Raw genomic sequence first — 26,473 nt, 5'->3', positions numbered from 1 at the left:
GACAACTAAAGCTCAGCCCGCCGTTTTGCGAGCATTTGTCGACTCCGGTCCGGCGTCTCGGCGTCCACCGTGAGGCGGTCGAAGACCCGGCTGTAGATCTCCAGCTCTTCGAGTTTGTCCAGGTAGAGGGCACCGGCGAGGTGTTCGAGGTACACGATGTCCGGCAGGTCGGGCTCGCCGAACCGCAACATCGCGAAGGGGCCCTTCGCCGCGTAACCGGCCAAGGGAAATGGCACTACCTGCAGAGTGACGGGCCCGTCTTTGGTCACGCTGAGCAAGTGGTCGAGCTGATTGATCAGGACTTCGCGGCCACCGATCGCCCGGTAGAGCACCGATTCGTCGATCACCGCCCACACCCTCGGGGCGCCCGGCCGGGACAGGATCCTCTGCCGCTGCATCCGCAACGACACCCGCCGCCGCACGTCGGGCGTCACCAGCTCCGGCCGGCCGTGGCTCGCGATGGCCATCGCGTAGTCCTCGGTCTGCAACAGGCCGGGCACGAACTGCGTCTCGTAGATCAGGATCCGCGACGCCGCCTCCTCCAGGCCGACGAAGTCGTGGAACCAGTCGGGCATCAGGTCGGTGTAGCGGTGCCACCAGCCCGGCGAGTTGGACCGGCGGACCATGTCGAGGAACTTCGCCCGCTCGCCCGCGTCGTCGACCCCGTACATGGTCAGCAGGTCGTTCACGTCGCGCTCTTTCAGCCCGACACGCCCGAGCTCCATCCGGCTGATCTTCGACTCCGAGCCGCGGATGGCGTAGCCCGCGTCCGCCCGGGTGATCTCCGACGCCTCGCGCAGGCGGCGCAGCTGGGCGCCGAGCACGATGCGCAGCGCGGTGGGACCGCTGTCCCGCTCCGGCGTGGATTCGTCCGCCGCCATAGCCGATCCTCCCGCCCGTCGTGCCCGTCCCACCCGAACAGCGGTTGCGCCCGAGGAGGGCCTACTCGCATCGTCACTGAACGTACACCCATGATCTTGCCCGGTCAGATGCACGAGGCTCACTCGCGCGTTGAGCCCATACCCTTACGCTGACCGGACTGTGACGCGGTGCACACAACATCACTCCCACCCCCGTAATGCGAGGTCACCACAATGCCGGGTACGTCCTCGGACGCCGCCGCCCCCGTCTACATCGACACCACCAAGGCCAGCATCGCCAGGGTCTACGACGCGTTCCTCAACGGCAAGGACAACTACGAGATCGACCGCGAGGTGCTGCGTCGCGTGCAGCAGATCGCGCCCGAGGCGGCCACCCTCGCGGTGGACAACCGCAGCTTCCTGATCCGCGCCACCCGGTTCGTCGCGAGCCAGACGGGCATCAACCAGTTCCTCGACTGCGGGTCCGGTCTGCCGACCGCGGAGAACACCCACCAAGTGGCCCAGCGGGTCAACCCGGATGCCCGAGTCGTGTACGTCGACAACGACCCGGTGGTACTGGCGCACGGCCGCGCGCTGCTCGAGGAGAACGACCGGACGCACTTCTCGGCCGCCGACATCTTCAAGCCGCGCGAGATCCTCAACGACGAGGTCGTGCGCAAGCACATCGACTTCACCGAGCCGCTCGCGCTGTTCCAGATGGGCACGCTGCACCACTACAACGGCGACGCGCCGACGTCGGCCGAGATCATGGCCGAGTACATCGACGCGCTGCCGTCCGGCTCGTACGTGGCGATCTCCCACTTCCTCGACCCGGAGACCGAGGAGCACTCCGCCATCGCGCGGCGCATGGAGGAGACGTTCCTGCACTCGCCGATGGGCAGCGGGCGGTTCATCACCAGGCGTGAGATGCACGAGCTGTTCCACGGCTTGGAGCTGGTCGAGCCGGGGCTGGTGATCTGCGCGGACTGGTGGCCGGACGGGCCGCGGCTCAAGGAGCTCGACTCGGTGAGCTACTGCATCGCGGGCGCGGTGGGCCGCAAGCCCTGAAGCCGTCGCGCGCGACGGTGGTGGACGAGGAAGTCCTCGCCCACCACCAGGTTCCGCGCGCCCGCTCAGCCCTCGCCGCGGTGGAAGAAGTCGACCAGGGCGGGGACCGTCGCCTTGGGCTTGACCATGTGGGTCTGTCCCGGCAGGACGGTCAGCTCGCCGTGCGGCAGCGCCGACGCCAGGTGCCGCTGCGCGTTGCGCATGTACTCCGGGCTCTTGCCACCGGCGATCACCAGCGCGGGCGCGTCCGCGCGCGACCACCGGTCGGCGGGCGGCGGTGTGCCCCGCTGGAACTCGCCGACCAGCGCGAAGTCGTTCGGCAACGTGTGCGCGACGCCCTTGAGCTTCTTCCACGGTGGCATGAGCCGGAGGACCGCGACGACGAGGCCCGGTGTGCCGACGTACCGCATGAACAGCGTGACCGCGTCGCCCCGGCGCCCTTCCGCGACCGCGCGAGCCACGCGGGCCGGCAGGTCTTCGGGCATCGGCTCGTGCGTGCCGTCGACGATCATCGGCGACTCGTAGATCGCGATCCGCTCGGCGGCGACGCCCCGGTGCGCGGCCTCGGCGACCAGCGTGCCGCCGGAGGACATGCCGAACAGGTGCGCCGACCCGCCCGCCTCCTCGATCAGCGCGGCGATGTCCTCGACCTCGCGCCCGACCTCGTGCGGCGCGGTGCCGCCGCCGCTCTCGCCCCGGCCGCGGCGGTCGTAGGTGTAGACGGTGAAGTGCTCGGACAACGCCTCGGCCAACGCCGTCGAGGGGCCGAAGGCCCGGTAGCACAGCGCGCCGTCCACGATGATCAACGCCGGCCCGGACCCGATGCGCGTGAAGGCGATCGCGGTGCCGTCCTTCGAAACGACCTGTCCCATGATGTGCCCGTCCCCTCAGATCCCGGAGCGCAGCTTCGCCGCGAGGGCGGACGCCCACAACCAACCCACCACGGCGCCGCCGTACAGCAGGACCGTGCCGAACCCCGTGCCCAGGAAGGGCATCGGCGCGAGCGACAGCACACCCGCGACCACGCTCGCCCGCGCCCACGGCCCGGTGAGCTTCCGCGCCAGCACGAAGAACGACGCGACCAGCGCGGGGAACGCGAGGAAGAACGCCACGCCGTGCAGCACGCCGTGCCACGAGAGCGCCGCCGCCTGGCCTTCCGGCGCGCCGGCCGGGAAGCCGAACGCCGGGTCGGCCACGAACACGCCGCCGCCGACCATGCCGACCGCGAAGACCCCGATGAGGACCGGCGCCCACCGGCCGACCGCGCCCGTGCGGTGCGCGCCGACCGCGGCGGCCAGGAACAGCAGCCCGGTGAGGACGAAGTTCGCGATCTGGAGCCAACCGCCCTCGCCCAGGGAGAGGAAGCTGAACGGGTGGCGGGTCGGGTCGAAGCCCTCGCGGGTGAACGCCTGGGCGAAGCCGGTGACGAGGTAGAGCGGGCCGGCCAGGACGCCGCAGCCGAGCAGGAGCCTGGTGGTCTGGGTGCGGGCGCCGGCGCCGGTGCTGGTGTCGTTGTGCCGCAGGGTGGTCATGCCAGGTCTCCCATCCAGGTCGACCAGGTCCGCTCGTCGCGGTGGTCGTCGGCGAACACGTGGTGCATGGCGATCAGGGCGCCGGGGTGTCCCTGGAAGAAGCGGTACATCGCGTGCTCCGTGCGGATGCCGACGGTCTGGGAGTTCGCGAAGTAGACGACGCCGTCGTCCAGGTCGACGCGGTCCCCGGTCTTCGGCGCGCCGTCGAGGCCGAGCTTGCGGCCGAGGCGCGGCCACATCGCGGGCCAGTCCGCGACGGGCGGCCCCATGACCGTGACGGGTCGGGCGGTGCGCCCGGCGAAGTGGCGGAGGTAGGTGACGAGGGTCTGCCAGAACATCTCGCCGCCCGCCGTCATGGCCTCGAACTCGTCCTCCCAGTCGTCGCCGGGCAGGAAGCCGCTCGCGACCATGCGCAGGACCGTGCTGCCCCGCTCGCGGCCCTCGACCAGGAACTCGTAGGCCATGAACCGGCCGTCCGGGGCCGGGTCGCCGCCGTAGGCGAGGTGCTTGCCGGGTTCCCAGGCGGTGATCCGGTGGGTCGGCTCGTACCCGCCGAACGCCTGCCGGACGACCTCGCCCGGCTCGACCTCGTTGGCGCCCATGAACCAGGAGTCGATGCCGGGGCCGGTGGCGATGGCCTCCCAGACCTGCTCCGGCGTGACGCCGTCCAGCTCGACCTCGTTGACGCCTTCGAACGCGTGACCCATTGTCACTCCTTCGGGATGCTGGGGTGGACCGCGACGACGACGCGGTGCGGGCGTCCACCGGTGGCGGCTTCGTCGTGGTACTTGGCGACCAGGGTCGTGACGGCGGTGGCCAGCTCCTCGGCGAACGCCGCGCGGTCGGCGGCGGTGGCGAAGCGGACCTCGCCGTCCAGCGCGAAGGTGGCGACCTTCTTGTCGGCCTTGGCGGCGCCGGTGAGGAGGTTGCCGACGTCGCGGACCAGCCGCGCGGCGACGGCCAGGAGCCAGCGGGCCGACAGGCGGTCGGGCGCGCGTTCCGGGTCGGGTTGGACGGCGGCGAGCGCCGTGGGCGAGATGACGTAGGACGCGGCGGTGGCGCGCATGACCCGTTCGGTCATGTTGCCCTTGCGGCGTTCCTCGGCCAGCTCCACCAGCCCGTGCTGCTCCAGGGTGCGCAGGTGGTAGTTGACCTTCTGGCGGGGCAGGCCGATCCTCGCCGCCAGCATGGTCGCCGAGCTCGGCTCGGCCAACTCGGCCAACAACCTCGCCCGCACCGGGTCCAACGAGACCTCGGCCGTCGCCGGGTCCTCGATCACTGCCACGTCAAGCATGGGGCCAACCCTCTCACCGACAACTTCTTCTGTCAAGACAACTTCTCTTGTCGGTTCCGGTGGGAGGGGTGGTGGTGCGCGGTTGGTGCGGGGGTGGTGCGCGGTGGTGGGGAGGGTGGGGGCATGGGGAAGACGAAGTGGTTCCGGCGGCCTTGGGTGGCGCCGTTCGCGTTCTTGGTGTTGGTGTTCGTGGCGTTCTCGTTGCCGCCGTACTTGACGTTGGACCCGGCGTTGTCACGGGTGCCGGAGCCGCCCGCGCACCCGTGGCACTTCCCGGTGCTGGTGGCGCACGTGGTGTTCGGGTCCGTGGCGATCCTGACCTGCGTGGTGCAGGTCTGGCCCTGGTTCCGGCAGCGGTACCCGGTGGCGCACCGGCGGGTCGGCCGGGTCTACGTGCTCGGCGGGGTGCTGCCGGCCGGGGTGACGGCGCTGGCCATCGGCGCGGTGTCGCCGTTCGGGCCGCTCAACCAGGCGGGCAACGTGCTGATGGGCTCGCTGTGGCTGGTGTTCACCGCGGTGGGGTTCCGGATGGCCCGGCAACGCCGGTTCGTCGATCACCGCCGGTGGATGATCCGCAGCTTCGCGCTCACCGCGTCGATCATGACCAACCGGATCTGGGGGGTCGTCGCGACGATCACGCTCTCGCCACAGCTCGACACGACGTTCGGCGGCAGCGAGGTGGCCCTGCTGCAGGCGATCTCCGGGATGGCCGCGTGGCTCGGCTGGGTGATCCCGCTGCTGGTGGCCGAGTGGTGGCTGGAGCGGGGCGACGCCCGCAAGCGCCGCGCCCGCCGCGCGGACAGGTCAGATCGGCAGCCGGTAGTCGTCTGAGCCCTGCTCGAAGTCGAGCAGCTGCCGCTTGCGCTCCAGCCCGCCGCCGTACCCGGTGAGGTCGCCGTTCGCGCCGACCACCCGGTGGCACGGCACGATGATCCCGATCGGGTTGCGGCCGTTGGCCAGCCCGACCGCCCGCGCGGCCGACGGCCGGCCGAGCCGCTGGGCCAGTTCCCCGTACGTCACGGTCTCGCCGTACGGGATCTCGGCCAACGCCCGCCACACGGTCCGCTGGAACGGCGTCCCGATCGGGTCCAACGGCAGGTCGAACGCCGTGCGCGTGCCGGCGAAGTACTCGGCCAGCTGCACGACCACGTCCCCGAAGGGCGAGGGGTCCTCCGGGCCGAACGCGTCGTCCGCCGGCCGGTATCGCTGCCCGGTCATGTACAGGCCCGACAGCACGTCGCCGTGCGCGACCAGTGTGAGCGGTCCGACGGGGCTGTCGACGGTGGTGTGGCTCATCGGTGCGAGGTCCTTTCAGGCGGGCAGCCGGTTGACCGCGTGGTCACCGGTGGCCCAGAGGTACTGGACGGCGTAGGCGCGCCATGGGCGCCACGCCTGGGCTCGCCGCACCAGGGCGGCGGGGGTGTCGGGCAGGCCGAGGGCACGGGCGGCGACGCGGATGCCCAGGTCGGTCGGGGTGAACGCGTCCGGGTCACCGAGCGCCCGCATCGCGATCACCTCGACCGTCCACGGCCCGAACCCGGGCAGCGCCAGCAGGTCCGCGCGGGCCTTCGCCCAGTCCGCGCCGACGCCGAGGTCGATCGCGCCGCCGGCCAACGCCTCGACCAGCGCGCGGAACGCGGTCCGGCGCGCCTGCGGCACGGCCAGCACGGCGGGGTCCAACGCCGCCAGCGCCTCCGGCGTCGGGAACAGGTGCGTCAGCCCGCCGTCCGCGATCGGGTCGCCCGCCGCGCGCACCAGCCGACCGGCGTGCGTGCGGGCGGCGGCCGTGGACACCTGCTGCCCGAGCACGGCGCGCACCGCGAACTCGGCGGCGTCGACGGTGCCCGGCACGCGCCGTCCCGGGCCCGCGTCGACCACGGGCGCGAGCAGCGGGTCCGAGCGCAGCTGCTCGTCCACCGCGACCGGGTCGGCGTCGAGGTCGAGCATCCGGCGGCACCGGGCGATGGCGATCGACAGGTCGCGCAGGTCGCTCAGCGCCAGCTTGCACGCCACGTGGTCCTCCTGCGGCGTCAACGACACCACGCCGTGGCCGCGCGGCAGCCGCAGCGTCCGCCGGTACGCGCCGTCGCGCCACTCCTCCACCCCCGGCACGGCGGTCGCGGCGAGGTGGCCGAACAGGTTGTCCGGCCGCAGCGGCGCGCGGAACGGCAGCCGCAGCGACAGCACGCCCGGCGTGTCGGGCGCGGGGGGCCGCCTGCGGGTGCGCAGGTCGGTCGGCGACAGCGCGAACACCTCGCGCACCGTCTCGTTGAACGCGCGCACGCTGGCGAACCCGGCCGCCGGCGCGACCTCAGCCATCGGCAGCGCGGTCGTCTCGATGAGCAGCCGGGCGGTCTGCGCGCGTTGCGCCCTGGCCAGCGCCAACGGCCCCGCGCCGAGCTCGGCCAGCAGCAGCCGCTCGACCTGCCGCACGCTGTAGCCGAGGCGGACGGCGAGGCCGGGCACGCCTTCCCGGTCCACCACGCCGTCGGCGATCAACCGCATCGCCTTCGCCACCGAGTCGGCGCGGTGGTTCCACAACGGCGAACCGGGCGACGCGTCGGGCCGGCACCTCTTGCACGCCCGGAATCCCGCTTGTTGCGCCGCCGCCGCGCTCGGGTAGAACCGCATGTTCTCGACCTTGGGCGGCGCCACCGGACAACTCGGCCGACAATAGATCCGGGTGGTCAGGACCGCGGTGAAGAACCACCCGTCGAACCGGGCGTCTTTCGACCGCACGGCCCGGACACAACGTTCCGCGTCTTCGTGCACGACACCAGCATCGGTCAAAGCGGGGGCCCGTGGCCGGCGGAAATGCGACATGGTGGAAAACGCCGCCGGGCCGGTCGCGCCGCACCGCGCTGTGCGGCGCTCCCGGAGGGCGGCGACGCCCTTCGGCCGGACACCGACTAGCTGTGCGCCGGGGCGGCGAGGCGGGCCAGCAGGTCCAGCCTCACCTCGGCCCCGTCGCGGCCGTGCGCGTCGAGCACCGTCCTCAGGATCGGGCAGACCCGTGCTTCACCGGGGACTCCCCGGTCCTCACGGGCCGTGACCGGCTGACGGGTGGTCCGCACCGGGTCAACTCCGGTCGGCGCGGCAGGTCGCCGCGCCGTTCCACCGAGCGGGTCGGTTCGGCGCGCATCGCTGAGAAGACCCCCAGGACCCCTCAGCGACGATCGAGCCGCCACTCGCGGTAGTTGCCTGCGAAACCACTTTGACCGGTCCCTTCGCACAACTCGTCGACGTCACCGGAACGTCCCGCTCAGCTTGTCAGCGCAAGTCGTTAGGGTGGACCGAGAAGAGCACCACCGGTCGACAAACGGCCTGTTCACGCGCTCACACCCGGTTTCCGGTCCGGAACACCGGACCTCTAGGAGGCACGCCGCGGATGGCTGGTTCCGGTCAGGGGTCAGGTCCCCGTGCCGTGTTCGCGGAGCGGTTCGCACTGCTCTACGCGGAGGCGGGCGATCCACCTCTGAAGAAGGTGACCGAGTCGGTCGGCCGCGCGCGGCGCGCCGACGAGCGCGGCAGACCGATCCGGGCGACCGCGCAACGGGTCAGCGACTGGCGTCGTGGCCGCAACGTGCCCGCCCGGTTCTCGGCACTCTCGGTAGTACTTGAAATTTTGATCGGTGAGGCCAGGAAGTCACGTCCGCAGCCGCCGGTGGCCGGGTTGTACGACCTCGACGCGTGGCGCGCGCTGTGGGAGGAGGCGCTGGCCAGCCCGGTGTCCTCGCCCGACGACGAGGACCCGCCGAGCTCCGACGAGATCGGTGTGTGCCCTTATCGGGGATTGGCCGCGTTCCAACCCGAGGATTCCGGTTGGTTCTTCGGGCGGGAACGCAGCACGGCCGCGCTGGTGTCCCGGTTGGGCAATGCCGCGGATACCGGCGGAATCGTGATGCTGGTCGGCGCCTCGGGTGCCGGAAAATCGTCGCTGGTGCGCGCCGGGGTCATTCCGTCCATTCGTGCCGGCGCGTTGGGCGTGGCCGGCTCGACGAATTGGCCGTCGGTCGTCATAACGCCCGGCGCGGACCCGGTGAAGGAATTGATCCGGCAGGTCCCGGAATTGGCCGAGATCCTGGACATGGCGCTCACCCTGGACGGGATGGACCAGGACCTGGTGGCCTCCGGGCACGGTCCGGACACGTTCCTCGGGCAGACCCTGATGGGCGTGCTGCGGTTCGCCGCGCAGATCCGGGCGGCGTTCGCGGCGTACGCGGCGCGGCACGGCGGCGACCGGGTGGTGGTCGTGGTCGACCAGTTCGAGGAGGCGTTCACGCTGTCCTCGGACGAGAACCGGTTGCAGGTGTTCGTCCAGGCGCTGCACGTGGCGTGCACGCCCGCGGCGCCCGGCGGCACGCCGCCCGCGCTGGTGCTGGTCGGCGTGCGGGCCGACTTCTACGGCCGCTGCCTGGCGTTCCCGGAGCTGGCCGACGCGTTGCAGGACCGGCAGATGGTGCTCGGCCCGATGACGTCGGCGGAGCTGCGCGAGGCGGTGTCGCGGCCCGCGAAGGCGGCCGGCCTGCAACTGGAGCCCGGGCTGATCGAGCTGATGCTGCGCGACCTCGGCGTGCGCAGCGGGCGCGCGCAGGCGCGGGCGGGTCAGGGCGCGTACGACGCGGGCGCGTTGCCGCTGCTGTCGCACGCCCTGCTGGCCACCTGGCAGCGCCGCGCCGCGGGCAAGCTGACCATCTCCGGCTACCGCTCGGCGGGCGGCATCCAGGGCGCGGTCGCGGCCACCGCGGAACGGGCGTGGGCCGACCTCGCGCCGGAGGCGCAGCAGGCCGCGCGGCCGTTGTTGCTGCGGTTGGTGCGCGTCGGCGAGGACACCCAGGACACCCGCCGCCGCTCGACCCGGCACGAGCTGGTCGAGCAGGCCGCGAACCGGGCCGCGGGCGAGGAGGCGCTGGAGGTGCTGGCGCGGGCCCGGCTGGTCACGCTCGACGCGGGTTCCGTGGAGATCACGCACGAGGCCCTGCTGCAGGCGTGGCCCCGGCTGCGCAGCTGGATCGACCAGGACCGGGAGGGCCAGCTGCTGCGGCAGCGGCTGGAGGAGGACGCGGCGACGTGGGCGGCCCAGGACCGCGACCCGTCGCTGCTCTACCGGGGCGCGCGGCTGGAGACCGCGCGGCACTGGGCGGACGCGGCGGGCCCCGAAGGGCTGACCGGCACCGCGCAGGACTTCCTCGCCGTGTCGATGCAGTACCGCAGGCGCGCCGCGTGGGGCAGACGGGCGGCCGTGGCCTGCGTGGCCGTGCTCGCGCTCATCGCCGCGACCGCCGCCGTGCTGGCCGTGCGGCAGCGCGACGACGCGGTGTTCCGGCAGGTCGTGGCCGAGGCGGACCGGTTGCAGGAGTCCGACCCGTCGCTGTCGGCGCAGCTGGCCCTGGTGGCGCACCGGATGCGGCCCGACGACCGGGACGTGCAGACCCGGCTGCTGTCCACGCAGACGACGCCGCTGGCGGTGCCGCTGATCGGGCACACCGGCCCGGTGTACCTCACCTCCTACTCGCCGGACGGGAAGTTCCTGGCCACCGCGAGCTTCGACCAGACCGTGCGGCTGTGGGACCTGCGCGACCCGGACGACCCCAAGCCGCTCGGCTCGCCGCTGCCCGGGCACCGCGGCTGGGTCACCTCGGCGGTGTTCAGCCCGGACGGCAGGACGCTGGCGACGGCGGGCGACGACACCACCGTGCGGCTGTGGGACGTCAGCGACCCGGAACGCCCGCGCTCGCTCGGCGAGCCGTTGCGCGGCGACAACGGCACCATCTACCTGGTGGCGTTCACCCCGGACTCCCGCACGCTGGTCACCGCCAACGCCGACCACACGGCGCGGCTGTGGGACGTGAGCCACCCGACCGACCCGCGGCGGCTGGGCGACCCGCTGCGCGCGCACACCGACCAGGTGCGCGCGGTCGCGATCAGCCCGGACGGCGCGCTGCTGGCCACCGCCGGCGACGACGGGACCGTGGTGCTGTTCGACGTGCGCGACCCCCGCGACCCCCGGCGCGTCGGCGAGCCGATCACCGGGTTCGACAACACCGTGCACTCGCTGGCGTTCAGCCCGGACAGCCGCCTGCTGGCGGGCGGCAGCGAGGACCACACCGTGCAGCTGTTCGACGTGGCGGCCCCGGCGTCGCCGCGGCCGGTGGGACGGCCGCTGACCGACCACGCCGAGGGCGTGTGGTCGGTGGCGTTCAGCCCGGACGGCCGGGTGCTCGCGGCGTCCGGCGCGGACGGCACGACGCGGCTGTGGAACATCACCGACCCGGCGCACGCCACCACCCTCGGCCGGCCGATGACCGGCCGCAACGGCATCGTCTACGCGGTGTCGTTCAGCCCGGACGGCCGCACCCTGGCCACTGGCAGCCACGACTCGGTGGTGCGGCTGTGGTCCCTGCCGCACAGCGTGCTCATCGGGCACTCGGCGCGCACCATCGGGCCCCGCTTCACCCCCGACGACCACCACCTGGTGTCGGCCAGCGAGGACGGGACGATCCGGGTGTGGGACACCAGCGACCCGCGCCGGCCGACGTCGCCGACCGTGCTCTCGCACGGCGGTGGCGTGTGGTCGCTGGCGTTGAGCGAGGACGGCCGGACGCTGGCCAGCGTGAGCGACAAGACCGTGCGGCTGTGGGACCTCACCGACCCGCACGACCCCAGACCGCTCGGCGAGCCGATCGGGGTGGGCACCCGCTACAGCTCGCCGGTGGCGTTCCGACCCGACGCGAAGGTCCTCGTCACCGGTTCCGACGACAGCTCCGTGCAGCTGTGGGACCTCGGCGACCCGGAGCACCCGAAGCCGCTGGGAGGCGCGCTCGTCGGCCACGGCGGGTACGTGCACTACGTCGGGTTCACGCCGGACGGCAAGACGCTGATCACGGCGAGCGCGGACAAGACCGTGCGGCTGTGGGACGTGACCGACCCGGCCACCGCCCAGCCGATCGGGCACCCGCTGAGCGGGCACAGCCTGGCGGTGCGCGCGGGCGACATCAGCCCGGACGGCCGGACCCTGGCCACCGCGAGCGACGACGGCACGGTCCGGCTGTGGGACCTGACCGTGCCCAACCGGGTCAAGCAGCTCGGCCAGCCGCTGACCGGTCACGTCGAGGCGGTGGTGACCGTGGCGTTCAGCCCGGACGGGCGGACCCTGGCCAGCGGCGCCGAGGACCGCACGATCCGGCTGTGGGACGTGCACGACCTCCAGCGGCCCGTCCCCGTCGGCCAGGTGCTGACCGGGCACGACGGCGGGTTGCGGGACGTCGTGTTCAGCCCGGACGGCCGCCGGCTCGCGTCCACCAGCTCCGACAGCACGGTCCGGGTGTGGGACCTCGACCTGCCGCACGTGATCGGGCGGCTCTGCCTCAAGACCAAGGGCGTGCTGCCGGAGGAGCGGTGGGTCGAGCACCTGCCGCAGCTGGAGTACGAGCCGCCCTGCCCCTGAGCGACGTCCACCCCGAACCTCCGAGTGGTCCAGACCGCATCCGGGACGTGGGCGTTCCCTCCCGGGCGATCACCCGCGCCGACCTGCCGGTTCGACGTGCTCCCGGGCCCGGCGCGGACCCGGCGCGGGCCGGTGGAAGTGAAATCCGCTCATGGACTTCCGGTCGATCGTGACTACGTTCTACAGATCATGCGTTTACTTGCCGGGGTGGGGAGCCTGAAGGCGGCGATCACCGCGCTGACCGGGATCACCGCGCTCTACATGGGTCTGGTGGTGTTCGGGAACATCACCGACTACGAGACCAACCACGCGTTCGTCCAGCACGTGTTCGCGATGGACACCACGTTCGGCTCGCCCACCACGACGTGGCGCGCGATCACGAACCCGACCGTCGTGACCGCGGCGTACGTGCTGATCATCACCTGGGAGGCGGTCACCGCGCTGGTGCTGCTGGCCGGCCTGGTGGCCTGGCTGCGCCGCCGCGAGGAGGTGGCGCGCCGGCTGTCGTCCACGGGCTGGGTGATGCAGGCGCTGCTGTTCGGTGGCGGTTTCATCGCGATCGGCGGCGAGTGGTTCGTGATGTGGCAGTCCAAGGACTGGAACGGGTTGTCGGCCGCGTTCCAGAACTTCGTGATCGCCGCGCTCGGCCTCGTCCTGCTGCACGCGGGCAAGCGCGACTGACCTTCCCCCGTCCGCACCCCGGACCGGAGGCCGCCTCCCCTCGTGGCGGTCTCCGGTCCGGCGGTCCCCTACTCGTCCTCCCAGAAGTCCAGCCGGTGCTCGGCCCGGTAGTCCACACCGGTGATCGCGTCCGGCACGAGCGACTGCACGTGCCGCCCCTCGGTGAACGCGGGCCAGTGCGGCAGGCCGTGCGCGCCGTCGCCGTTCGGGTCACCGGTGCGGGCGAACTCCGTCCAGTACCGGATCATCGCGTCCGACAGGTCGCGCCGGGGACCCGCCAACTCCTCCTCCGGGAACAGGTAGCCGATGTCGGTGCTGTGGCTCGCGCCCTGCTCGGAGGCCGCCGGGTCGGCGAACTCGAACGCGAACGTGGGCGTGTGCGCGGACAGCAGCTCGTGCTGCCGGAACGTCGGTCGCGCCCACACGCGGTCGGTCAGCACCGCCGCCCACGCCCGGCTCGGGCTCTCGAACGCGCTCAACGGGTACTCCCGCTCCACCTCGGCCGCGCGGTCGCCGAACGCCGCCGCGAGCAGCCGCGGGTAGTCCTCGGCCGCGACCGGGCCGCGGAAGATCTCCACGATGCCGCGGTGCTCGTGCCGCGTGTTGCCGGCCAGCACGGGCACCTTCGCGATGTCGCCGGCGGCGAACGCCTCGACGGGCAGCGCCGGCAGGTCCTCGTTGCCGTACCCGAAGGGCTGGAAGATGTTCATCACCTGCGGGTGGTCCAGCAGCCGCTCGGCTGGCAGGCCGCGCAGGCAGTCGACGTCCGCGCAGCCGAGCTCGGCGGCGACCCCCTGCCCGATGCCCTCGATCTCGGCCGTGTCCCGCCAGGCCAGCCACGGCAGCGCGCCCAGGTCCGGGTACCACGCCTCCGCGGGCAGGTCGACCAGCGCGAACCCGCTGTGCATGATCGCCTTGTGGAACAGGCCGCGCGACTTCGGCGAGATCAGGTGCGCGGCGGTGGCCGACGCGCCGTAGGAGACGCCGAACAGCGTGACGTTGCCCGGGTCGCCGCCGAAGCCCGCGACGTTGCGCCTGACCCACTCCAGCGCGGCGCGCTGGTCCTGCAGGCCGAACGCGCCGGAGCCCGCCAGGCCCGGCAGGCCGAAGCCGCCGAACACGCCGAGCCGGTAGTTGAGCGTCACGACCACCACGTCGCCCTTGGTGGCCAGCGCGGCGGCGTCGAAGTGGTGGCCCGCGCCGATCGCGCCGTCGCCGTGCACCCAGACCATGACCGGCCTGCGGCCCGTGGTGGACGGCGTGGTGACGTTGAGGAACAGGCAGTCCTCGTCGGTCGCCTTGGTGTCCGAGTAGGACGAGCCGACCTGCGGGCACGGGTTGCCCGGCTCGGTGGCGTCCCTGATCCCGTCCCAGTCCGCCGCCGGCCGCGGCGACCGCCAGCGCAGCTCGCCCTTCGGCGGCGCCGCGTACGGGATGCCTTGGAAGACGGTGTGGTCGGCGTGCGCGACGCCGCGCACCTCGCCGTTCTCCACCTTCGCGATGTCGCGTGGTCCCACGTCGTTCCCCCCGCATGCCGTCACGACCAGGGCGGTCGTCGCCGTGATCAGTGCTCGCGTCCCCCGACGCATGGGTCACCCCCTCGTGGTGGCGAGCTCCACCGCGGTGACGAGCTCGCGTTCGCAGAGGTCGAGGTCGACCTCCGGGTGATCGGCCGCCCTGGCCAGCACCCCGTTGCGCAGGGCCAGGACGAAGATCGCCATGGTGTCCGCGTCGAACCCGCGGAACTCGCCGCGCCGCTGCCCCTCCCGGAGCAGGTCGGCCATCGCGCGGTGGTCGTCGTCGGCGGTGTCCACCTCGGACACGTGCGGGCGGACCTGTGCCAACGCCACCATGTGGGCCCGGTGGGCGCGCATGAACCGCAGGTTCGCGCTCAGGAACGCCCGCAGCTCGCCGGCCGCGGTGGCGCTGTGGTCCATCCGCTCCAGCACGAACGCGGCGAACGTCCGCCTGACCTGCGCGTAGACCTCGTCCACCAGTTCCTGCTTGCCCTTGAAGTGGTACGAGATCAGGCCCGTGCTGCTCAGGCCCGCGCGGGCGGCGATCTGCTTGAACGAGGTCGCCCCGTAGCCGAGCTCGGCCAGCGCCTCGATCGCCGCGGCGACGATCTGCGCCCGTCGTGCCTGCTCGGTCACGGACTTTGCTCGCATGAGCAAAAGTTAGCACGGCTGAGCAAGATCGTGCGCGGTCGCGTGGAAACCGCAGGTCAGGTGAGGTGCGATCAGCCGACGATCTGGCGGAGCTGATCCAGCAGCTCCGCCCGGCTGGTGCAGCCCAGCCGCTGGCGGATGCGCGCCACGTGGTGCTCGACCGTCTTCGCCGAGATGAACAGGCGGTCGCCGACCTGCTTGTAGGTCAGCCCGCCGACGACCAGCTCGGCCACCTCGCGCTCGCGGTCGCTGAGCTTGCCCGCGTCGGCCTCCACCGCCGGTTCGGGCTGCTTGCGCGCGGTCGTGGCGCTGCGCCCCTGGAGCAGTCGCGCGCAGTCCAGGAGCCGCACCATCGCCTGGCGGTCCGACGTCCTGATCGCGGCCTGGCCGGCGAGCCTGGCCGCGTCCCACCACTGGCCGACGGCCTGCAGGCCGCGCGCGGACTCCTCGACCTGGTCGGCGTCCACCTTGCCCGCCACCACGTCGAGCCAGCTCTCCGCCGCCGCCGACACGATCCCGGCGTACCGGCTGCGGTCCCGGCACGCGGCCAGTGACGCCGCGTGCTCCTCGGCGACGGACGTCTCCTCGGCGATGATCGCCGCGTGCAGCGCGCTCCAGTGCAGCGGCACGGCCCAGAGGCTCGGCTCACCCAAGTCCCGCAACACCTCCCGCGCGGCGGTGAGGTGCGGCGCGAGCCGGTGCTGGTCGCGCAGCCGCGCGGCGGCGGTGGCGAACTCGCCGAGCGGCAGGAACGTGAACAGGTCCACGGGGTGCCTCAGCACCGCCTCGTGCGCCTGCTCCCACGTCCGCTTCAACGTCGCCAGGTCGCTGTTGCGCCGCGCGACGCCGATCTCCAGCGCCACCGCGAACAGCCAGTCCCGCGGTTCCAGCGGGCGGCCGACCTTCCGCAGCGCCACCAGCGCTTCCCTGGCCTGCGCGAGGTTGCCGCGCTGCATCGCGATCCACGCCCGCAGCAACCGGTGCCGCACGACCATCAGCGCGCCGCCCGACGACGTCGCCATCGCCCGGTCCAGCACCGATTCCGCGACGCCCGGCTCGCCGCTGTGCAGCGCCACCAGCGCGGCCAGCGCGGCGGGCGTGTCCGGCAGCAGCACGGCCCGCCCGGCCGGTTCGAGCAACCCGGCCGCACGCACCAAAGTGGACAGTGCCGTGGTCGCGGACGACGTCACCGACTCCACCACGCCTTGCGCCATCAGGGAAGCGCCGCCGTCGAGCATGGTCGGCGGCGCGACGGGCAGCGGCTCGGTCGGCAGCCGTCCCGTGCCGACCTGGCCGATGACCGCGAACGCCGAGGACGTCGAGCTCGGCGACCACCGGTGCAGCTCCGTGCCGCGGGCCAGCTGGCCCCGGTGCGCCAGCGCGATCGCGGCCACCTCCGCCGCCGCGCCGCGGTGCTCGACGTCGCCGCCGGAGATCACCTGGTCCGCGAGCCGCATCGCCGCGTCGAGGTCGCCCGCCATGGCCGAGGCCACCGCCCGCCGCACGGCGACGTCCGCGCCCGCCGTGCCGATGGCGGCCAGCAGCCGCGCCGCCAGCGCCGGGTCGGTGGCCAGCGCCTCCTCGGCCGCCGCCCGGAACGCCTGCGCCATCTCCGGTCCGACGACACCGGCCTGGTTGCCCGTCCCGCCGACGCCGATCAACGGCCGCACCAGGTCGAGCACCGGCCCGCCGGACGCCAGCTGCAGCTCGGCCAGCCGCTGCCGCACGGCGATCCGCCGGTCGGTGCGGCTCAGCGACGCCACCGCCTGCCGGGCGACGGGCAGCAACGTCCCGTCGGCCGCGACCAGGCCGGTGGCCCGCCCCGCCTCGATCACGTCGCCGACCGCGTCGGCGTCGACCCCGAGCAGCCCGCCGAGCAGGTCCAGCCGCAGCGCCGCGCCCGCCTCGGCGGCCAGCAGGTACTTCCGCACGTCGGCGTCCAGCCAGTCCAGGTCGGCCCGGAACGACGCCACCACCTCCGGCGTGAGCTCCGCCGCGGTCAGCCCGGCCAGCCGCCGCACGAACCGCGGCACGCCGCCGGTCTGCTGGTGCACGTAGTCCACGAGGCCGCGGGCGGACGCGGGCAGCACCGCGCGCACCTGCTCCCGCGTGAACGGCTCCAGCATCAACGACGGCCGCGCCCGGCCCAACGACTCGGCCAACGCCGCCAGCGCGCGCGACCGCGGCCACGGCCGGTAGGCCACCACGACGTGCTCGTCACCCCGTTCGACCAGGGAGCGCAGCGCCAGCAGCTCGGCGTCCGGCAGCAGGTGCGCGTCGTCCACGACCGAGGCCGACGCGCCCGCGTCACCGAACGCCCGCGTGATCTCCCGCAGCACGGTGGTCTTGCCGTACCCGCCGGGCGCGACCACGCCGAGCCGCAGCACGGGCCCGGAGCCGACGGCTGCTGCGGCGACGGCGTCCAGGACCTGCGTGACCTGCTGGGACAACACTGGACTCGCGGTCGTGCTCGGGCTCAACGGCCATCCTCGCTGTCACGGGCACGGCGCCCACCGGTCGGCACGAGCCCGCGCACGACGCGCTTCACGGTGCGCCGTTCCGGCAGGTCGAGCGGTGTGATGTCGACGGGCGGGCGGGGCGGCGGCGCGGTGGGCTCCGCGTCCGGCGCCTCCAAGCCACCCACGGGGAACCTCAGCGACGGGTCGTCGTCGCGCACCATGACCGAGGTCTCGATCGGCTCGGGCTCGGCGTCGGGCCCGATCACGAGCCTGCGCGCGGCCAGCGCCGCGCCCTTCACCACCGACGTCTCGGGCGCGGCCTCCAGCACCACCCGGCCGGGCACGGACGCCGCGATCAGCGGGATGCGGGCGCTGCCGCCGACGAGCGCGGTCATCTCCACGCCGCCGGACACGACGCGTTCGAACACCGCCACGGCCTGCTCCACGTCCGGGCGGATCAGGTCCTCGAACTGCGCGCGGGTGATCGGCACGTCCACCGGCCCGGACGGCAGGTGCACCGGGATGGACGTCTCCAGCGTGGCCGACAGCACCCGCTTGGCCGCCTCGCAGTCGCGGCGCAGCCTGCCGAACAGGCCGCGGGTGCGGGGGTCGTCGGCGTCCAGTTCGGCCAGCTCCCGCCCGAGCGAGGTCCGCACGTGCGAGAAGACCGCGTCGTCGAAGTCGACGCCGGCGGCCTGGTCGACCCCTTCGGCGGTCTTGACCAGCTCGAAACCCCGGCCGACGACGGACGCGGCGAACCCGTGGCTGCCGAGGCTGAACACGCCCAGCGACCCGGCGAAGGACCGGCTGTACGCGTGGTTCTCGGCCGCCGCGACGGGCTCGGGCACCAGCGACGCCTCCACGCCGACCGCCCGCAGCGCCCGGTGCATCAGGCCCTTGGCGTACGCGCCCCAGCCGGACGGGTGCGCGAGCACGACGTGCGCGGGCCGTTCGCCTTCCCGCGCGGCGACCTGGTCGGCCACCCACATGACCATGAGCGCGGTGAGCTCCTCCGCCGGGCACCGCTCGGCGTCCGCGTCCCTGAAACCGGGCGACAGCGGGTCCGGCCCCAGCACGACCGGCACCGCGTCGCCGACCCGGCGGCCGAAGCCGGTCGCGGTCCACCGCGGGTCGCCCGGCTCGCCGACCGCGAACGCGCCGTCGGGGGTGAGCTGCAGCGTCGACGCCACCCCGCCGCCCGGACCGCCGAGGCCGACCACCTCGGGCTCGGCGCGCCCGGTCCCGCCCAACCGGCACACGGCGGCGGCGGTGCGCGTGGTGCCCACGTCGACCCCGAGGACGTACGGCAACTCGGAGCCTCCTTCACTCACCTGAACGAACTACCGGCAGTACCTACACGGGTTACGAGATGGTCACAAGGCCATCCCCTAATCCCCTAGGGAGTGAACGAGAACCACCCCATCGTGGTTGCGGCATCTACTGGGAGTAATCCCCGATGGCCGGTGATCCCCCCGCCCATACCTTGATCACCAGGCCGGACCCCACCCCTGCCGGGCCGGCTACCCGCGTCCTACTCGACCAGGAGACATCCATCATGGGCTCCAGCCCCAACACGCTGCACGACTTCGTTCTCGACCTGCTCAGCGACCCGACCGCGCTGGCCGACTTCCAGGCCGACGCCGAGGGCACCCTGGCGAGGGCCGGCCTGAGCGACATCAGCGCCCTGGACGTGCAGGAAGTCATCCCGCTGGTGCTCGACTACGTGCCGACCGGGGGCCTGCCCGCCCTCGACGGCTCGCTGCTCGAGGACCTGCCGCTCGACCTGGTCGACGCAGGCCAGGCCGGCGCGATCTTCCAGCTCAAGGCCGTCACGGACCAGCTCGCGGTGTCGGGTGCCACCGGCGCCGGCGACGTCAAGGCCGCCGTGGCGGGCACGCTCAGCGCGGACGCCGACGGCCTGTCGGTCTTCGGCGGCGTGTCGAGCTGGGACCTGCTCGACGGCGCCGCCTCGGCGGAGCTGACGGTCGAGGGCGACTTCTCCGCGGTGGGTGACGTGACCGACACCCTGGACGGCACGCTGCACACCGCCACCGGTCAGGTCTCGGACCTGACCGCCACGGCGACCGGCACGCTGGACGGTGCCGTCGCCACCGCGGGTGGGGTCACCGGCTCGCTGCCGGGCGCGGAAGGCCTGACCAGCACCGCGTTCGGCGCCGTCGACACGCTCAACGGCGTGATCGGCAACGTGACCGGTGGCCTCACCAGCTCGCTGCCCGTCGGCGACCTCGGCAACGTGGCCGGCCTCGGCGACGTGGCGGGCCTGGGCAACGTGGCGGGCCTCGGCGACGCGCTCGGCGTGTCCGGCTCGGCGCACGGCTCGGCCGAGTTCGACACCCACGGCGCCGCTCCCCTGTCCGACGTCACCGGTGTGGTCTCGGGCGTGGCGGACACCGCCGGCGTCGGCGGTGTCGTGAGCAACGTCACCGGCACGGTCGACAGCCTCGACCTGCCGGTCGTCGACTCGCTCGGCGTGGACAACCTGCTCTTCTGAGACTGATCCACCACCGGAGGGCCGGTCCTGTCCACGCGACGGGACCGGCCCTCGCCTTGTGCCCGGAACATGCCCGGAACGTCCCCGGACTTTCACCCGGACGGGTTTTACCGGCACACTCTGCCGGGTGATGTCCGCGCCTTGGCTCGACGTGCTCGACGACACGATCCGGGCTTGCGCTGCGCACAACCGGCCCGACCTGGCCGAACGGTTGCGCGACAAGCGCGCCCGCCAGCTGGACCCCAAGCTCCGCGTGCTCGTGATCGGCGAGCCGAAGCAGGGCAAGAGCCAGCTCGTGAACGCGATGGTGAACGCCCCGGTGTGCGCGGTGGGTGATGACGTCACCACCACCGTTCCCACTTTCGTGCAGCACGCGGAGACCCCGTCGGCCGCACTCGTGCGCGGCGCGTCCATCGCGAACACGCCCACCGAACGCATCCCCGTGCCCCTCGACCAGCTCGCCAGCCGGGTGAGCGCCGACCGGCACCACGGCGGCGACGTCGTGCGCGCCGAGGTCGGCATCCCCCGAGCCCTGCTCGACTCGGGCCTGGTGCTGATCGACACGCCGGGCGTCGGCGACCTGCGGCCCGCGCACACGGCGAGCACGTTCGCCGCGCTGCTCCAGGCCGACGCCGTGCTCATGGTCTCCGACGCGACGGCCGAGCTGACCGGGTCGGAGCTGGAGCTGCTCAAGCAGGTCATGACGTCGTGCCCGAACGTGATCGTGGTCCTCACCAAGATCGACATCGCGGCGCAGTGGCGGCGGGTGGTCGAGCGCAACCGGGCGCACCTGGCCCGCGCCGGCGTGACCGCGAAGCTGGTCCCGGTCTCCGCCGCGCTGCGCCTGCGCGCGGCCAAGACCGGCGACAAGGCGCTCAACGCCGAGTCCGGCTTCCCCGAGCTGCTCACCTGCGTGCGGCAGGACATCGTGGCCGCCGCCGACCAGCTGGCCCGCCGCACGGTCGCGGTCACCGCCGCGTCGGCGATCAAGCAGCTGGTCGCGCCGGTGCGCGAGGAGCTGACCGCCGGGGTCGCGCAGGGCCCGGAGAAGACGATCGCCGCGCTCAACGAGGCCCAGCGCCGCATCGACGAGCTGCGCCGCCGGTCCGCGCGCTGGCAGACCGTGCTGGCCGACGAGATGGCCGACCTGGTCTCCGACATCGAGTACGACCTGCGCGACCGCACCCGCAAGATCATGCGCGAGGTGGACAAGACGTTCGAGACCGCCGACCCGGCGCTGGGCTGGGACAAGTTCGAGTCCTGGCTGGAGGACAACCTCACCGAGGCCGCCACCACGAACTTCGCCTGGCTGCTCGACCGCTCGGAGTGGGTGGCCGAGAAGGTCGCCAGGAGCTTCCCGGTCGTCCGCGACGACCTGCTGCCCGAGTCGATCTTCCCGGACGACGTGCTGGACCGGGTCGCGCCCATGGACAAGCCGGTGATCGAGAAGTTCAGCGTGATGCAGAAGGCGTTCACCGGCCTGAAGGGCTCCTACGGCGGCGTGCTGATGTTCGGCCTGGCGACGAGCCTCGCCGGGATGCCGCTGATCAACGCGATCTCGCTGGGCGCGGGCGCGCTGTTCGGCGGCAAGTCGATCATCGACGAGAGCGACCAGCGGCTGCGCCGCAGGCAGGCCGCCGCCAAGGCCGCCGCGGCCCGGCACGTGGACGACTTCTTCATCAAGTTCAGCAAGGACTGCCGCGACGCGGCCCGGCACATCCAGCGCAGCCTGCGCAACCACTTCGCCACGCTGGCCGAGGAGCTGCAGGAGACGCTGCTCGAATCGGCCCGCAGCGCCCGTCGCGCGGTGCAGGACGACAACACCGAGCGCGAGCGCCGCAACCGGGACGCCAAGCGGGAGCTGGACGACCTCGTGCAGCTCTACCAACGGGTCCAAGGGCTCGCGGGAGGTCAGGCGCCACCGCTGGGGATCAGCGCATGATGCCTTCGGGCGAGGCGCCGCCGGGCGTGACGCTGGAGGACGAGGTCTGGGCGCTGCTCGAGGACGCCCTGGTGGTCTACCGGGACAGCCCGCGCGCGGTCGCGTGGCTGCGCGGGCACCAGGCGCGGTTCGGCGAGCCGGTGCGCGTCGCCGTGGCGGGCGCGCCGCGCTCGGGCAAGTCGACCGTGGTCAGCGCGTTGATCGGCGAGGAGTTCGCGCCGACCGGCGCCACCACGTGGTACCAGGACGGGCCGCGGCCGCGGGCGCACGTCGGCCAGTACGAGGTGCCGGTGCTGCGCCGCGACGGCAAGGCGTTCGTCGACGCGCCGGACGCCGAGCGCGTGACCGTGGAGTGGCCGTCGCGGTCGTTGCGCGACCTGACCCTGATCGACACGCCGGCGGGCGCGCCGGTCGAGCACGTCTACGGCGAGGCCGACGCGGTGCTGTACCTGACCAGGCACATGCACACCACGGACGTGCGGTTCCTGCAGACCGCGCACGACCACCCGGTGGCGCGGGTCGCGCCGGTGAACACGGTGCTGGTGCTGTCGCGGGCCGACGAGATCGGCGGCGGCCGGATCGACGCGCTGTCCTCGGCCAAGCAGATCGCCCGCCGGTACCGGCGCGAGGCGACGGTGACCCCGTTGTGCCAGAACGTGGTCGCGGTGGCGGGGCTGCTCGCGGTGGCCGCGCGGACGTTGCGCCCGGAGGAGTTCGCGGCGCTGGCGGCGCTGGCGTCGTTGGCGCGCACGGAGTTGGACGGCCACCTGCTGTCCGCGGACCGGTTCGTCGGCGAGGACTTCCCGGTGCGGCTGGACCCGGCGGCGCGGCGGGGCCTGGTGGACCGGTTCGGCATCTTCGGCGTGCGGCTGACGACGACGTTGATCCGGCAGGGCTTCGACACGCAGGTGAAGCTGACCGGGCAGCTGGTGCAGCGCAGCGGGCTCGGCGAGCTGCGCGACTCGATCGGCGTCTACTTCACCGAGCGCCGCGAGGTGCTCAAGGCGCGGGCGGCGTTGCTGGGGCTGGACGTGGTGCTGCGCGCCGAACCGCGGCCCGGGTCGATCGGGTTGGCCGCGTCGGTGGAGCGGATCCTGGCTTCGGCGCACGACTTCCGGGAGCTGAGGTTGTTGGCCGCGTTGCAGGGCGGGCGCACCCGGCTGCCCGGCGACCTGGAGGCCGAGGCGTCGCGGTTGGTCGGCGGGCTGGGCACGAACCCGGTGGTGCGGTTGGGGATGGAGCACGAGCCGACGGAGGGCGAGTTGCGGCGGGCCGTGCTGGAGGCGTTGGGGCGGTGGCGCGGGCACGCGGTGGACCCCGCGCTGGACCACGGGCAGCGGCGGGCGGCGGCGGTGGTCGTGCGCAGCTGCGAGGGGATGCTGGCGCAGCCGGTCGGATGAGCGCCGGTCCTCAGCCGAGCGCGGCCGCGACGGCGCGGACGGCCGCGGAAGGGGTGCGGCGCGGGTCCGTGACGAGGAACAACGTGCTGTCGGGCAGTTCACGGACGCGCTGGAGCGTGCCCGCGTCCAGGTGCTCGGCGACGGCGACGCGCGGCAGGACCGTCCAGCCCAGGCCGGCCACCACGCACGACCGCACGGCCTCGATGCTGCCGAACCGGGTGATGCTCGGCGTCGCGGGCAGGTCGCGCACGAACCGGTCGCTGTAGGAGCAGCCCTCCTCCAGCAGGAAGTACCGCTCGTCCAGCACCACGCCGGGCGCGGACACCAGCTCGATCGGCTCCACGCCGATCGCGGTGACCTTCAGGCCCGGCGCGACCAGCGAGTCCTCCAGCACCAGGGCGAGGTCCAGGGTGCCGTTGCGGACGCCGGTCAGGGCTTGGCGGGTGCCGGCCGGCGAGAGGTGCACGGAGATGCCCGGCCAGCGCATCGCCACGTCCGCGACGCGTTGCGGCAGCCGGTAGGCGCAGACCGACTCGGGTGCGGCTATGCGGACGTCGCCCTCCACCGCCGTGCTGCCGCGCACGGCGTCACGCAGGCGTTGCTCGGCGGTGAGCACCTCCCGGGCGTGCTCGACGGCCTGCCGGCCCGCCTCGGTGAGCCGGGCGCCGCTGGGCAGCCGGTCGAACAGGCGGGCGCCCAGGTGCCGCTCCAGGGCCTTGACCTGGCTCGTCACCGTGGATTGCACGAGGTGCAGCTCCGCCGCGGTGGCGGTGAAGCTGCCCGTGCGCGCGAGCACCAGGAGGGTGCGCAGGAGGCGGGTGTCCACCGCATCGACAATACCGATCGGATCCATCGCAGGGAATCGTTGGACTCGATGGTAGGTGGTGGGAGACGCTGTCCGCATGAACGACGTGCATGAGACCGCGGTCCGGGAACCGGACGTGCTCCGCTACAGCGCTTTCACCACCGACCCCGCCGGCGGCAACCCGGCCGGTGTCGTGCTCGACGCTACCGGCTTGACCGAGGCGTCGATGCTGGAGATCGCCGCCGAGGTCGGCTACTCGGAGACCGCGTTCCTGTTCCCGCGCGGTGACGGGTGGGAGTTCGACGTGCGGTACTTCAGCCCGTTGGTGGAGGTGCCGTTCTGCGGTCACGCGACCGTGGCGTCGGCGGTCGCGCTGGAGCGGACGGGGACGGTCCGGTTCCACACGCCCGCCGGGCTGGTCGAGATCGCCGCGACGCCCGGGAAGGCCGGCTTGACCAGCGTGCCCACGTCGTCGACGCCGGCGCCGGCGGGTGACGTGGCCGAGGCGTTGCGCGCGCTGGGGTGGTCGGCCGACGACCTCGACCCGCGGTACCCGGTGCACTGGGCGTTCGGCGGGTCGAGGCACCTGGTGCTGGCGGTGCGCACGCGGGAGCGGTTGGCGGCGTTGGAGTACGACTTCGACGCGTTGGGCGACCTGTTGCGGGCCAACGACGCGGTGACCGCGCAGTTGGTGCACCAGCGCAGCGAGGACGTCTTCGACGCGCGCGACCCGTTCCCGGTGGGCGGTGTGGTGGAGGACCCGGCGACCGGGTCCGCCGCGGCGGCGTTCGGCGGCTACCTGCGGGCCGTCGGGCAGGTCGACCGGCGGCGGTCGATCACCATCCACCAGGGCGTGGACATGGGCAGGCCCAGCCTGTTGGAGATCGCGGTCTCGCCCGACGACCCCCGGGTCACCGTGACCGGGACGGCGGTGCGGATCCCGGTCCACCCCTGATCCCCGCCGGCCGCGCGCACCGACCACGCGACGGGGCCACCGGTCGCTCACTCCGCAGTCGCGACCGGCGGCCCCGAACGGGGTGGGGACGTCGGCCTCGCACCCCCTGGCACGTCACCTGCACCCGTGGCGCGGGGCGGGACGGCCCGAGTCCGCTTCAGTAGATCTGGCTCGCGTGACGCATCCGCTTCTCCTCGGTCGCAGGGGAACCTCGCCAACTATGACCGCCGGAAGGGCTGGCGGCTCATACGAAAGGGGGATAGAAGAGCGTTATGCCCGAGCTTGAGCTACGCCACCTGCGCGCGGTGTGCGCGATCGCGGAAGAAGGCAGCCTCACGAAGGCCGCCTCACGCCTGGGGCTCACGCAACCCGCGATGAGCGCCCAGCTGCGGACCGTCGAACGGATCGTGGGCGGTCGGCTGTTCGACCGCACCCCCGGCGGTTCCCTGCCCACCGACCTCGGCAAGCAGGTCGTCGGCACGGCCCGGCTGGTGCTCGACGAGGTCGAGCAGCTGGTCTCGCTGGCCCGCGGGCGGACCAGCGAGGGCAAGCCCGGCCCGTTGCTGGTCGGCGGGGTGCCCACGTTGTTCTTCGGGCAGTTCGTGGCGGAGCTGCGCCGGGTGATCCCCTGCTCGGAGGTCCGCACGGAGATCATGTCCGGCGCGTCGGACCTGCTGGAGCTGCTGGTGTCGGGACAGGTGCAGCTGGGCGTGCTCGACCGGTTCGAGGGGCTGGAGCGGCGGGAGCTGCGCGGGCTGGAGCTGCGGCGGCTGGTGAGCGAGCCGCAGTTCGTGGCGCTGCCGGAGACCGACCCGCTGGTCGTCCAGGACGACGTCGACCTCGCGCAGCTGGCCGACCGGGACTGGGTCGCGCCGCCGGACGAGCTCGTCGGCAACCGGCTGCAGATCTTCCAGGCGTGCGCGGCGGCCGGTTTCACACCCCGGTTCACCCACCACGTGAACGAGGCGAGCACCGCGCGCAGCCTGGTCGCCAACGGGGCGGTGTCGTTCGCGCTGCCGCAGTCGCGCAGCGGGGACGGGATCGTGATCCGGCCGCTGCGCGGCGCGCCGCTGATGGTGGACCTGCTGCTGGCCACCCGCCGGGACGGCCCCGCCGCCGGCCGGGCCCACGACGTCTTCGCCGCCGCCGCCCGCGCCTACCGCTCGGTGCTGCCCCGCAATCCCGGGTACGCGAAGTGGTGGGCGGAGCACCCCGAAGCGCACCGGGAGATCGACGCGGCCCTGGTGGCGGGCGGCTAGCGCCTGTTTCACAAGTCCGTGTTCGCGATAGTCGGGCCTGAGGCGGCTCCCGGGGGCACGGCCGAATGGGCCACATACAACAGCGGTATGC

General features: G+C 73.2%; 22 protein-coding genes. 9 read left to right on the top strand and 13 right to left on the bottom strand.

Features of this window, described 5'->3' with window-relative positions:
- Positions 1-5: 5 nt before the first annotated feature.
- Entirely contained in the window at positions 6-881 is an 876-nt protein-coding gene (locus ABTZ99_RS33850) for a Sco1979 family transcriptional regulator (protein WP_498781225.1), read from the bottom strand.
- Between the two features lie 213 nt (positions 882-1,094).
- Between ABTZ99_RS33850 and ABTZ99_RS33845 the strand changes: the two genes are divergently transcribed.
- A complete protein-coding gene (locus ABTZ99_RS33845) occupies positions 1,095-1,928 on the top strand; it encodes an SAM-dependent methyltransferase (protein ID WP_498781223.1) in 834 nt (277 codons plus the stop codon).
- 65 nt (positions 1,929-1,993) lie between these two features.
- Here ABTZ99_RS33845 and ABTZ99_RS33840 read toward each other — a convergent pair whose 3' ends face one another.
- Genes ABTZ99_RS33840 through ABTZ99_RS33825 form a run of 4 tightly spaced genes read right to left on the bottom strand, consistent with a single transcriptional unit; the run spans position 1,994 to position 4,754 of the window.
- Positions 1,994-2,800: an alpha/beta fold hydrolase gene (locus ABTZ99_RS33840; RefSeq protein WP_498781221.1), complete on the bottom strand. Its 807-nt coding sequence runs from the start codon at positions 2,798-2,800 to the stop codon at positions 1,994-1,996.
- Positions 2,801-2,815: 15 nt separating this feature from the next.
- Entirely contained in the window at positions 2,816-3,460 is a 645-nt protein-coding gene (locus ABTZ99_RS33835) for a DUF998 domain-containing protein (protein ID WP_499617130.1), read from the bottom strand.
- Positions 3,457-4,167 carry an SRPBCC family protein gene (locus ABTZ99_RS33830; protein ID WP_498781218.1) on the bottom strand — a complete coding sequence of 237 codons (711 nt, stop codon included), beginning with the start codon at positions 4,165-4,167 and terminating at the stop codon, positions 3,457-3,459. Before ABTZ99_RS33830 ends, ABTZ99_RS33835 begins: the two co-directional genes overlap by 4 nt.
- A 2-nt stretch (positions 4,168-4,169) precedes the next feature.
- Complete coding sequence (locus tag ABTZ99_RS33825; RefSeq protein ID WP_498781216.1) at positions 4,170-4,754, bottom strand: ArsR/SmtB family transcription factor; 585 nt, start codon at positions 4,752-4,754, stop codon at positions 4,170-4,172.
- A gap of 123 nt (positions 4,755-4,877) precedes the next feature.
- On the opposite strand from ABTZ99_RS33825, the gene ABTZ99_RS33820 reads away from it, so the two are divergent.
- Positions 4,878-5,585 carry a DUF2306 domain-containing protein gene (locus ABTZ99_RS33820; protein WP_498781215.1) on the top strand — a complete coding sequence of 236 codons (708 nt, stop codon included), beginning with the start codon at positions 4,878-4,880 and terminating at the stop codon, positions 5,583-5,585.
- On the opposite strand, the gene ABTZ99_RS33815 is transcribed toward ABTZ99_RS33820, so the two are convergent.
- The 3 genes from ABTZ99_RS33815 to ABTZ99_RS33805 form a co-directional block, all read right to left on the bottom strand.
- Positions 5,559-6,050: a methylated-DNA--[protein]-cysteine S-methyltransferase gene (locus tag ABTZ99_RS33815; protein WP_498781213.1), complete on the bottom strand. Its 492-nt coding sequence runs from the start codon at positions 6,048-6,050 to the stop codon at positions 5,559-5,561. The genes ABTZ99_RS33820 and ABTZ99_RS33815 overlap by 27 nt on opposite strands.
- A gap of 15 nt (positions 6,051-6,065) precedes the next feature.
- On the bottom strand, positions 6,066-7,526 hold the full coding sequence (locus ABTZ99_RS33810; RefSeq protein WP_499617125.1) for an AlkA N-terminal domain-containing protein: 1,461 nt from the start codon (positions 7,524-7,526) through the stop codon (positions 6,066-6,068).
- A 137-nt stretch (positions 7,527-7,663) separates the two neighbouring features.
- Positions 7,664-7,828: a hypothetical protein gene (locus ABTZ99_RS33805; RefSeq protein ID WP_498781210.1), complete on the bottom strand. Its 165-nt coding sequence runs from the start codon at positions 7,826-7,828 to the stop codon at positions 7,664-7,666.
- A gap of 350 nt (positions 7,829-8,178) precedes the next feature.
- On the opposite strand from ABTZ99_RS33805, the gene ABTZ99_RS33800 reads away from it, so the two are divergent.
- Positions 8,179-12,201, top strand: coding sequence for an nSTAND1 domain-containing NTPase (locus tag ABTZ99_RS33800; RefSeq protein WP_499617120.1), 4,023 nt, complete (start codon positions 8,179-8,181; stop codon positions 12,199-12,201).
- Between the two features lie 207 nt (positions 12,202-12,408).
- A complete protein-coding gene (locus ABTZ99_RS33795) occupies positions 12,409-12,882 on the top strand; it encodes a DUF2165 domain-containing protein (RefSeq protein ID WP_498781206.1) in 474 nt (157 codons plus the stop codon).
- A 68-nt stretch (positions 12,883-12,950) separates the two neighbouring features.
- Here ABTZ99_RS33795 and ABTZ99_RS33790 read toward each other — a convergent pair whose 3' ends face one another.
- The 4 genes from ABTZ99_RS33790 to ABTZ99_RS33775 all read right to left on the bottom strand — a co-directional run bounded on the left by ABTZ99_RS33790 (position 12,951) and on the right by ABTZ99_RS33775 (position 18,819).
- Entirely contained in the window at positions 12,951-14,399 is a 1,449-nt protein-coding gene (locus tag ABTZ99_RS33790) for a carboxylesterase/lipase family protein (protein WP_499617116.1), read from the bottom strand.
- Between the two features lie 75 nt (positions 14,400-14,474).
- Positions 14,475-15,050, bottom strand: a complete 576-nt coding sequence (locus ABTZ99_RS33785) for a TetR/AcrR family transcriptional regulator (protein ID WP_498781203.1) — start codon at positions 15,048-15,050, stop codon at positions 14,475-14,477.
- Between the two features lie 71 nt (positions 15,051-15,121).
- Complete coding sequence (locus ABTZ99_RS33780) at positions 15,122-17,530, bottom strand: helix-turn-helix transcriptional regulator (protein WP_499617112.1); 2,409 nt, start codon at positions 17,528-17,530, stop codon at positions 15,122-15,124.
- Positions 17,527-18,819: an Hsp70 family protein gene (locus ABTZ99_RS33775; protein ID WP_499617109.1), complete on the bottom strand. Its 1,293-nt coding sequence runs from the start codon at positions 18,817-18,819 to the stop codon at positions 17,527-17,529. Before ABTZ99_RS33775 ends, ABTZ99_RS33780 begins: the two co-directional genes overlap by 4 nt.
- Before the next feature lie 245 nt (positions 18,820-19,064).
- Between ABTZ99_RS33775 and ABTZ99_RS33770 the strand changes: the two genes are divergently transcribed.
- The 3 genes from ABTZ99_RS33770 to ABTZ99_RS33760 all read left to right on the top strand — a co-directional run bounded on the left by ABTZ99_RS33770 (position 19,065) and on the right by ABTZ99_RS33760 (position 23,363).
- Positions 19,065-20,021 (top strand): IniB N-terminal domain-containing protein, encoded by a 957-nt coding sequence (locus ABTZ99_RS33770; RefSeq protein WP_498786828.1) that lies wholly within the window; start codon positions 19,065-19,067, stop codon positions 20,019-20,021.
- 130 nt (positions 20,022-20,151) lie between these two features.
- Positions 20,152-21,963: a dynamin family protein gene (locus ABTZ99_RS33765; RefSeq protein ID WP_498786827.1), complete on the top strand. Its 1,812-nt coding sequence runs from the start codon at positions 20,152-20,154 to the stop codon at positions 21,961-21,963.
- Positions 21,960-23,363, top strand: a complete 1,404-nt coding sequence (locus tag ABTZ99_RS33760) for a P-loop NTPase family protein (RefSeq protein ID WP_499617106.1) — start codon at positions 21,960-21,962, stop codon at positions 23,361-23,363. The genes ABTZ99_RS33765 and ABTZ99_RS33760 overlap by 4 nt, the downstream gene beginning before the upstream one ends.
- Positions 23,364-23,373: 10 nt before the next feature.
- On the opposite strand, the gene ABTZ99_RS33755 is transcribed toward ABTZ99_RS33760, so the two are convergent.
- The gene (locus tag ABTZ99_RS33755) at positions 23,374-24,189 is read right to left on the bottom strand and encodes a LysR family transcriptional regulator (RefSeq protein WP_498786825.1); all 816 of its coding nucleotides are present in this window, start codon (positions 24,187-24,189) and stop codon (positions 23,374-23,376) included.
- A gap of 76 nt (positions 24,190-24,265) precedes the next feature.
- On the opposite strand from ABTZ99_RS33755, the gene ABTZ99_RS33750 reads away from it, so the two are divergent.
- Both ABTZ99_RS33750 and ABTZ99_RS33745 read left to right on the top strand, forming a co-directional pair.
- Positions 24,266-25,123, top strand: coding sequence for a PhzF family phenazine biosynthesis protein (locus tag ABTZ99_RS33750; RefSeq protein ID WP_499617102.1), 858 nt, complete (start codon positions 24,266-24,268; stop codon positions 25,121-25,123).
- Positions 25,124-25,395: 272 nt separating this feature from the next.
- Complete coding sequence (locus ABTZ99_RS33745; protein WP_499617100.1) at positions 25,396-26,382, top strand: LysR family transcriptional regulator; 987 nt, start codon at positions 25,396-25,398, stop codon at positions 26,380-26,382.
- Positions 26,383-26,473: the final 91 nt, after the last annotated feature.

The organism is Actinosynnema sp. NPDC002837 (assembly GCF_040295345.1).
Taxonomy (GTDB): domain Bacteria; phylum Actinomycetota; class Actinomycetes; order Mycobacteriales; family Pseudonocardiaceae; genus Actinosynnema.
This window is presented reverse-complemented; position numbering and strand designations above follow the sequence as displayed.

Bases quoted from the DNA above. Each gene is read 5' to 3' on its own strand.
- ABTZ99_RS33850 (WP_498781225.1), bottom strand. From the start codon at position 881: ATGGCGGCGGACGAATCCACGCCGGAGCGGGACAGCGGTCCCACCGCG.
- ABTZ99_RS33845 (WP_498781223.1), top strand. From the start codon at position 1,095: ATGCCGGGTACGTCCTCGGACGCCGCCGCCCCCGTCTACATCGACACC.
- ABTZ99_RS33840 (WP_498781221.1), bottom strand. From the start codon at position 2,800: ATGGGACAGGTCGTTTCGAAGGACGGCACCGCGATCGCCTTCACGCGC.
- ABTZ99_RS33835 (WP_499617130.1), bottom strand. From the start codon at position 3,460: ATGACCACCCTGCGGCACAACGACACCAGCACCGGCGCCGGCGCCCGC.
- ABTZ99_RS33830 (WP_498781218.1), bottom strand. From the start codon at position 4,167: ATGGGTCACGCGTTCGAAGGCGTCAACGAGGTCGAGCTGGACGGCGTC.
- ABTZ99_RS33825 (WP_498781216.1), bottom strand. From the start codon at position 4,754: ATGCTTGACGTGGCAGTGATCGAGGACCCGGCGACGGCCGAGGTCTCG.
- ABTZ99_RS33820 (WP_498781215.1), top strand. From the start codon at position 4,878: ATGGGGAAGACGAAGTGGTTCCGGCGGCCTTGGGTGGCGCCGTTCGCG.
- ABTZ99_RS33815 (WP_498781213.1), bottom strand. From the start codon at position 6,050: ATGAGCCACACCACCGTCGACAGCCCCGTCGGACCGCTCACACTGGTC.
- ABTZ99_RS33785 (WP_498781203.1), bottom strand. From the start codon at position 15,050: ATGCGAGCAAAGTCCGTGACCGAGCAGGCACGACGGGCGCAGATCGTC.
- ABTZ99_RS33770 (WP_498786828.1), top strand. From the start codon at position 19,065: ATGGGCTCCAGCCCCAACACGCTGCACGACTTCGTTCTCGACCTGCTC.
- ABTZ99_RS33765 (WP_498786827.1), top strand. From the start codon at position 20,152: ATGTCCGCGCCTTGGCTCGACGTGCTCGACGACACGATCCGGGCTTGC.
- ABTZ99_RS33760 (WP_499617106.1), top strand. From the start codon at position 21,960: ATGATGCCTTCGGGCGAGGCGCCGCCGGGCGTGACGCTGGAGGACGAG.
- ABTZ99_RS33750 (WP_499617102.1), top strand. From the start codon at position 24,266: ATGAACGACGTGCATGAGACCGCGGTCCGGGAACCGGACGTGCTCCGC.
- ABTZ99_RS33745 (WP_499617100.1), top strand. From the start codon at position 25,396: ATGCCCGAGCTTGAGCTACGCCACCTGCGCGCGGTGTGCGCGATCGCG.